This window comes from Methylobacterium sp. E-041, assembly GCF_022829665.1.
Classification (GTDB): domain Bacteria; phylum Pseudomonadota; class Alphaproteobacteria; order Rhizobiales; family Beijerinckiaceae; genus Methylobacterium.
Genome location: NZ_JAKSYQ010000151.1, coordinates 1 through 5,498, shown reverse-complemented (window position 1 = coordinate 5,498; position 5,498 = coordinate 1). Strand labels below are relative to the sequence as shown.

General features: G+C 60.6%; 6 protein-coding genes and 4 pseudogenes. 4 read left to right on the top strand and 6 right to left on the bottom strand.

From position 1 onward, the window contains the following. Both MKK70_RS14010 and MKK70_RS14005 read left to right on the top strand, forming a co-directional pair. Positions 1 to 185, top strand: a 185-nt coding sequence (locus MKK70_RS14010) for a hypothetical protein (RefSeq protein ID WP_243948469.1), incomplete at its 5' end; no start/stop codon positions are given. A 54-nt stretch (positions 186 to 239) separates the two neighbouring features. Further along, positions 240 to 1,079 carry a hypothetical protein gene (locus MKK70_RS14005; RefSeq protein ID WP_313899093.1) on the top strand — a complete coding sequence of 280 codons (840 nt, stop codon included), beginning with the start codon at positions 240 to 242 and terminating at the stop codon, positions 1,077 to 1,079. A gap of 320 nt (positions 1,080 to 1,399) precedes the next feature. Here MKK70_RS14005 and MKK70_RS14000 read toward each other — a convergent pair whose 3' ends face one another. From MKK70_RS14000 to MKK70_RS31065, 3 genes are all read right to left on the bottom strand, one after another. After that, positions 1,400 to 1,894, bottom strand: a complete 495-nt coding sequence (locus tag MKK70_RS14000; RefSeq protein ID WP_409568275.1) for a hypothetical protein — start codon at positions 1,892 to 1,894, stop codon at positions 1,400 to 1,402. Between the two features lie 167 nt (positions 1,895 to 2,061). Continuing rightward, entirely contained in the window at positions 2,062 to 2,316 is a 255-nt protein-coding gene (locus MKK70_RS13995; RefSeq protein WP_243948467.1) for a hypothetical protein, read from the bottom strand. Positions 2,317 to 2,333: 17 nt separating this feature from the next. Then, entirely contained in the window at positions 2,334 to 2,516 is a 183-nt protein-coding gene (locus tag MKK70_RS31065; RefSeq protein WP_409568276.1) for a DUF6894 family protein, read from the bottom strand. 196 nt (positions 2,517 to 2,712) lie between these two features. On the opposite strand from MKK70_RS31065, the gene MKK70_RS13990 reads away from it, so the two are divergent. Together MKK70_RS13990 and MKK70_RS13985 are read left to right on the top strand one after the other, a co-directional pair. Beyond that, entirely contained in the window at positions 2,713 to 3,465 is a 753-nt protein-coding gene (locus MKK70_RS13990) for an ABC transporter permease (RefSeq protein ID WP_243948465.1), read from the top strand. A gap of 90 nt (positions 3,466 to 3,555) precedes the next feature. Further along, positions 3,556 to 3,813, top strand: a pseudogene (locus tag MKK70_RS13985) (IS630 family transposase); the annotation flags it as partial. Here the strand turns inward: MKK70_RS13985 and MKK70_RS13980 are convergent. From MKK70_RS13980 to MKK70_RS13970, 3 pseudogenes are all read right to left on the bottom strand, one after another. Beyond that, a pseudogene (locus MKK70_RS13980) lies at positions 3,814 to 4,800 on the bottom strand (IS481 family transposase); the annotation flags it as partial. Positions 4,801 to 4,873: 73 nt separating this feature from the next. Next, positions 4,874 to 5,128, bottom strand: a pseudogene (locus MKK70_RS13975) (transposase); the annotation flags it as partial. A 4-nt stretch (positions 5,129 to 5,132) separates the two neighbouring features. Then, positions 5,133 to 5,375, bottom strand: a pseudogene (locus tag MKK70_RS13970) (transposase); the annotation flags it as partial. Between the last annotated feature and the right edge of the window lie 123 nt (positions 5,376 to 5,498).

Sequence of the window (5,498 nt, the reverse complement as noted above, 5' to 3'; positions counted from 1 at the left end):
CCCCAAACTCCCTCAGCCTCACGCTCGTCACCAAGGTAGCAGGGCCCAGTGTTGATCTGACAAGTGAAACCCGTGCCTCGTCTCTCGACGGCATCACCCGCGCTGTTGGTTTGACGATCACGGGTGTCGAGACGGGGGCGACGCTTTTCTACAGCTTCGATGGAGAACTCGCCTCTGCACACTAATATTAACACTCGCTGCCAGCCCGACCCTCCACCGTTCTGGTCACGCAAACCGACGTGGCCGGTAACACCTCCACCGCAAGCTCCCTCAGCTTCACCCTCAACACCAAGGTGAACGAGCATGCCAGCTCGGCGCTGGTGGATGACCTGTTCTACTTCAGTCACAACCTCGATGTCTGGAACGCACAACTAGATGCGACCGCACATTACAATGCATTCGGCTGGCACGAGGGCCGCGATCCCAACGCTGACTTCTCGACCACCGGCTATCTCGCCGCCAACGCTGACGTACGCGCAGCTGGGATCAATCCGCTCAACCACTACAACGCCAGCGGTTGGAAAGAAGGCCGCGATCCGTCGGCCAACTTCGACAACGAGTTGTACCTAGCTCGGAATGCGGACGTGAAGTCGGCCGGCATCGACCCGCTGGCTCATTACCTCGCCAGCGGCCAGGCCGAAGGCCGGCAAGCTTACGCGGCGGTGGGTAAGGCAGCCGATCTTGCCATGCATCCCGGCTTCGACGCGGAGTATTACCTCCTGTCGAACACGGATGTTGCCAGGGCAGCCCTGGCGGCAGGCGGCGACAGCTTCGCGTTTGCCTACAAACACTACGAGACCTATGGCTGGCACGAGGGCCGCAATCCGAACGCGGTGTTCGACACCAAGGGGTATCTCGCTGCCTACGCGGACGTGAAGGCCGCCAACATCGATCCGCTGGCGCATTATGAGACGAACGGCTGGCGGGAAGGACGCGATCCGTCTGCGAGCTTCGACGTGAAAGCGTACGAGGCCACCTACAAGGACATTGCAGCCGCTCACATCGACCCGATGCTGCACTACCTCCAGAGTGGTGCCCTGGAGGGCCGGACCGCCTTCGACGATGGGCATTTCGGCTAAGGCAACTGCACCGCTGCAGGATGAGCGGAAACGGCCGGGGCAGCGATGCTCTGGCCGTTTGCTTTGGTCCTCGACGACCAATGTCTCTTTGAGCTTCTCGTCAGGAAAACGACCGTTTTTCGGACAAGCGGATTGCGCTCCGTGAGGCAGCTACCGGGTTGCTGCGTCCTGTCGGGATTGCGTGCCTGGAAATCTAACGTTGAGATAACGGTCAATTTTCAGGCACAGACGCAACCTGCTGCGTGGACGGATACCGGCAAAAGGCCGAGGCATCGCTGCCCCAGCCGTTCTCCATTTCAGGCTTTGGCTTACAAACAACTTTAGCCGAAATGCCCATCGTCGAAGGCGGTTTGGCCTTCAATGGCGCCGTACTGCAGGTAGTACAGCATCGGATCAATATGGGCGTTGGCTACGTCAGCGTAGTGACTCTGGTACACCTTGGTATCGAAGCTGGCCGAGGGATCGCGGCCCTCCTTCCACCCGAAGCTGTCGTAGTGCGCCAGCGGATCGATGTTGGCAGCCTTTACGTCGCTGTAAGCGGCCAGATAGCCTTTGGTGTCGAACACCGCATTCGGATTGCGGCCTTCGTGCCAGCCATAGGTCTCGTACTGCTGATAGGCAAACGCGAAGCTGTCGCCGCCGGCTGCGATCGCCGCCTTCGCCACGTCTGGGTTCGAAAGGAGGTAGTACTCGGCGTCGAAGCCCGGATGCGTGGCCAGATCGCCAGCTTTTCCGATGGCAGCGTACGCCTGCCGGCCTTCCGCTTGACCAAACGTCAGATAGTGGGTCAGCGGATCGATCCCCGCTGATTTCACGTCAGGATTGTTGGCGAGGTACAGCTCGTTGTCGAAGTTACCGTCGCGAGCACGCTCCTGACCCGATGCGCATCGTCGGCATGTTCCGGCCGATGTCGTAAGACCGACAGCCGACTCGATGCGCCTGCGCCCCGCTGCCCGGAAGGGTGGCGGGGCGATTTTGCGTTTTAGCCGCGCTGTAAGCTCCCTGCGAAGTCCTCAGGCACCTCGCCGAAGCTCGCCAGGATCGTCGCGCTTTCCAGCTCGCCGGTCTCGTCGTCGGCCACCACCTTGAGCGCCGCGGTGCCGGGCATCCGCCCGGACATAGCTTCCGCCTTCTTCAGCGCTCCGCTCTCGGTCGGCGCCACCTCGCGGTCGCCGGGCACCAGGCGCTTGCGCTTGACGATGAACGTCTGCACCACGAACGTCGTCTTCATCCCCATCGCGCCCTCCTCTCGGCCTATGCCGCCCGCCGTTCCATCCGGACATCGGTGAAGTCCAGGCTGCACACGTGGCGTCCCGCCTGATCGTGAACGTCGACGATCCAGCCCGTCCAATCGAGGCGGCCGCCGCAGCTCGACATCACCGACCGGGCAACCTGGTCAGCGTGGATCCAGGCTGACCAGGGGCTTCGAAGCTCTATAAAGGATGTTCCAACTCACGATTGCAGGCAGTCTTGTAGAGCACACGCTCCCTGCCTTCGGCGTCTGCTAGGGCGCCGATAGTGCTGCGCCCCTCACACTTTGGGCTCTTTTTTGCCGGAGAGACGTCTCCGAGCCTTCGGAGCCCGCATGATGACCCCAAGCGATCAACTGCCTCGGAATTCGGAGCGCAGCCAAATGGAGTCCTATCTCCATGTTTTGCACGCGCTCATATTGCGCGATATGCGTACACGCTTCGGCGGCTCGCATTGGGGTTACGCTGTAGTGGTGCTATGGCCAGTAGCCCACGTTTTTATGCTGGTACTTATCTTTACTTTACGTGGAGTACCCTCTCCGATTGGAAACAGCCGACCGTTGTTTTTTGCTACTGGTGCAGTGCCGGTACTGGCATTTCAGTACATTGCGCGCGAGGTTATGAAAGCAGTCGCCTCGAACCGTCCGCTGACTTACTACCCACAGGTCAAATTGTTCGATGTAATTATATCTCGCATTTTGGTTGAGATAGTAACTGGATTTCTAGGTCTTCTTACAGTTTTTTCAATTTTATTTGCGGCTGGCATCAACCCCATGCCTCTAGATCCGTTCACCTCAATGTGCGGCTACCTTGCCGCCATTCTGCTTGGGATCGGCGTTGGCACCGTCAATGTTTGTATTGCCGCCTATTTCCCAGCTTGGCACTTTGGCTTTATCTTGTTCACTATAATAGTTTATACAACTAGCGGCGTGATGTTTTTACCAAACTATTTTCCCAATAAAATTTATGATGTTTTGAAATATAATCCTGCAGTTCAAATTATAGAATGGGTGAGGCTGGGGTACTATCCAGGTATGCCAGTTACTGTAGATTATACATATGTCATATTTTTCGGACTGACAACCCTACTCATAGGTTTGGTGCTTGAACACGAAGTTGTAAGAAAAATTAGCTAGAGCGTTTTCGGGCTGCGCTGAATCGGGGAGGTGGGGTTCACGCGAAGCTGTTGGGCTGATTCACTGATCGCTTCTGAGAAGGAGCGAAGCATGGGCCGACCCTACAGCCAGGATCTGCGCGAGCGGGTGGTGAAGGCCGCGGCAACGACCTCGCGCCGCCAGGCGGCCGCGCGCTTTGGGGTCGGCATCGCGACCTCGATCCGCTGGATGGCCGCGCTCACGACGACCGGGACGGTGGCCGCTCGTCCGCAGGGGCGGGCGCGCCGCTCGAAGCTCGATCCGCACGAGGCGTTCCTGCGCGGCCTGATCGACGGACGAGACGACATCACCCTGGAGGAGATGCGCGCTGTTTGGTCCCGGCATTTGGTGGAGCGGGTTTGACCTGAAGCGACCGGGCTCGGCGGACCATGCTTTGCAGATGGCCTCGTAGGGCGTGAGACCCCGCAGGGTCTTCAGGCGGCGGCCAAAATTGTAGGCGCTCACGAAGTCGGCCAGATGGGCGCGGAGCTTGTCGTGGCTGTCATAGTGGTAACGCTTGACCGTCGCGTCCTTGATCGTGCGGTTCATTCGCTCGACCTGCCCATTCGTCCAAGGGTGCCGCGGCTTGGTCAGGCGATGGTCGATATCGTTGCGGGCACAGGCGGACTCGAAGCTGTGCGCTCGGAAGGTTTCTCCAGCTGCAATCGCCTCCTTGATGATGGAGGCGGCCGAGGCAACGTTGCCGGGTGTCGTGAAGTGGGTGCCATTGTCGGTGAGCACCGTGTGCACCTTGTAGGGCACCGCCTCGATAAGGTGCCGGAGAAAGTCGCCTGCGACCCGCCGCGTGGCCTGCTCATGGAGTTCAACGAAGGCGAACTTGGTCGTGCGGTCGATGGCGACAAGCAGGTAGAGCCGCCCTTCCGCCGTGTGGACCTCAGCCAGATCGATGTGGAAGTACCCGAGCGGATAAGCCTTGAAGCGCGACCGCTTGGGCTTGTCGCCGTCGACCTCCGGCAATCGGCTGATGCCGTGTCGCTGGAGGCAGCGATGAAGCGAGGAGCGGGTCAGGTGTGGGATCGTGGCCTGGAGCGCGTAGAGGCAGTCGTCGAGGGGCAGGAGTGTGTGACGCCGAAAGGCGACCACCACCGCCTCGTCCTCGGGTGACAGCACCGTCGAGCGAGGATCCTTCGGCCCCGTGCGCCGGTCGGCGACCGAGGTCCGCTGCCGCCACTTGGCGACCGTCTTCTGGTTGATCCCGTAGCGCTTCGAGAGGGCCCTCAGGCTCGCTTGACTATGCTGGATCGCTCGACGGATCGCCTCCGTCGTTGTGGCGCTGCCGTGAAGAACTTGGCCCATAGCGCGTCCCTCCACCCCGACGTGAAAATCGCACCATCAAACCCTGGGATCAAACAGCTAGAGCATTTTCGGTTTAATCTGGTTCGTATCCTGCTGCGGCGAAGAAGTTGGCGCACTCGCCTGGCGTGACGGTGTCGACGAGGCGTCCGATGGCCGACCACAATCCCCCGACGGTTCGCTCGGCCGCTTTGCGCAGGAGCGCCTTCAGCTTCGAGAACGCCATCTCGATGGGGTTGAAGTCGGGCGAGTAGGGCGGGAGGAACAAGAGCCGCGCGCCGGCGCCCGCGATGGCGGCACGCACGGCGGGCCCCTTGTGGCTTCCGAGGTTGCCCGAAGCAGCCCGCTGCCAACCAGCGTTGGGCCTGCGGGTCAACGGCTTCCCAGGGTGGCAGATCGTTAGGCATCCACCGCCAGGGTGCCGCTGTGTTCACGACGTAGCGCAGGCCGTTGAACACCTCGCGCAAGCTATGCTCGCGCTGCCCCGCATCCTCGCGCAGCAGCGTCAGGTAAGGGGCGGCCAGCGCCCATTCATCATCGGAGACGTCGGATGGGTAGGGTCTGCGCAAAGGGGTCATGCCCCTTCATCTGGAATCCCCACACCACGGGTCCATAAAGGCCCTGGCCGCCTCTGGTGAAAGCCCCTCGACCCTGAAGGAAACGGTCACGAGCGTGGCCGGCTCCATCGGCGCAGCGGTTTA